This window comes from Streptomyces sp. 8P21H-1 (genome assembly GCF_013302945.1).
Genome location: NZ_JABTYA010000106.1, coordinates 1 through 1,438, shown reverse-complemented (window position 1 = coordinate 1,438; position 1,438 = coordinate 1). Strand labels below are relative to the sequence as shown.

The 1,438-nt window shown below is 75.4% G+C and carries 2 protein-coding genes; both read right to left on the bottom strand.

Annotated features, from left to right (window positions below; all coding sequences use genetic code 11):
• Positions 1-973 (bottom strand): M17 family peptidase N-terminal domain-containing protein (locus HO151_RS01970; RefSeq protein WP_368039386.1); only part of this gene is annotated, 973 nt, incomplete at its 3' end.
• A gap of 128 nt (positions 974-1,101) precedes the next feature.
• A partial coding sequence (locus HO151_RS01965) for an adenosylcobinamide-GDP ribazoletransferase (protein WP_173894405.1) occupies positions 1,102-1,438 on the bottom strand: 337 nt, incomplete at its 5' end.

Here is a 1,438-nt window from a genome sequence, read left to right as displayed (position 1 = left end):
GCCAGCCGGTCACGTTGACCTGGAGGTCCAGGCGGGCGGCGGCGACGACGGCGGCGAACACGGCGGCGGCGCCGCTCATGTCGCACTTCATCGTCTCGTTGTGCCCGGCGGGCTTGAGCGAGATGCCGCCCGAGTCGTAGGTGATGCCCTTGCCGACGAAGGCGAGGTGCTTCTTCGCCTTGGAGGAGGTGTACGACAGCTTCACCAGCCGGGGCGCGGACGCGGAACCGGCGCCGACGCCGAGGATGCCGCCGTACCCGCCCTTGGCGAGGGCCTTCTCGTCGAGCACCTGCACCTTGATGCCGTGCTCCTTGGCCGCGGCCTGCGCGACGGCCGCGAAGGCCTCCGGGTTCAGGTCGTTCGGCGGGGTGTTGACGAGGTCGCGGGCGCGGTTCAGCTCCTCGGACACGGCCGTGGCGCGCTCGACGGCCGCCTTGAACGCCTTGTCGCGGGGCTTGGCGCCGAGCAGCACGGCCTCGCCGAGCGGGGCCTTGCCCTTCTTGGCGCCGTTCCCGTTCTTCGCGATCTCCTTGTACGCGTCGAAGGCGTACGCGCCGAGCAGCACGCCCTCCCCGACGGCGCCCGCGTCCGCGGCGTCCTCGACCGGCAGGGCGAACCCGGCCTTCTTGGTGCCCGCCAGCGCGCGGGCGGCGGCGCCGCCCGCGCGGCGCAGCGTCTCCGCGGAGAAGGAGGCGTCCTTCTCGGGGAGGGCACCGAGACCGACCGCCAGCACGAGCGGAGACTTGAGGCCGGACGGCGCCGGCAGCTTCGTCACCTCGCCCTCGCCGCCCGAGGCGCCGAGGGTCTCCAGAACGTCGGCGAGCCGACCGTCGAACGCCTTGTCCACGGCCTCGGCGCCCGGGGCGACGACCAGGTCCCCCGACGTGGAGCCGGTGACCTTGGCGACACCGACGACGATCGCGTCGGCCCGCAGGCCGGGCGCCGCGGAGGTGCTGAGAGTGAGAGCAGTCACGGTGGTGAAATCTCGCTTCCGTTGAGTTGCTGTGGCCGTCAGGGGTGAGGTCGGCCGGGGCGTTCGCAGCCCTGGGCACGAGCCTACGCGCGGTGCCGTGTTCCGCTCATCCAGGTGGGGGTCCGCGCCTACGGGAGGAGGCAGAACACGAGGAGTGCCGTGGTCGCGGCGGTCTCCTCGAGGGCGCCGAAGACGTCGCCCGTCACCCCGCCGAAGCGGCGCGTGCAGTGGCGCAGCAGCGCCTGCGCGGCGGCGCAGGCGAGCACGACGGCCGCCGCGCTGCCGAGGGCGCCGTACGGCCCGAGGAGCGTGCCCGCGCCGGCCGCCGCGGCCGTGACCGCCACCGCCGCGAGGAGGGCGGCCCGGCCGGGGACCGTGCCCGCGACCGCGGCGCCCAGTCCCTCGGGCCGGGCGGGCGGCACCCCCGCGCGGGCGGCCAGGGTGAGCGCGAGCCGGGCGGCGGCC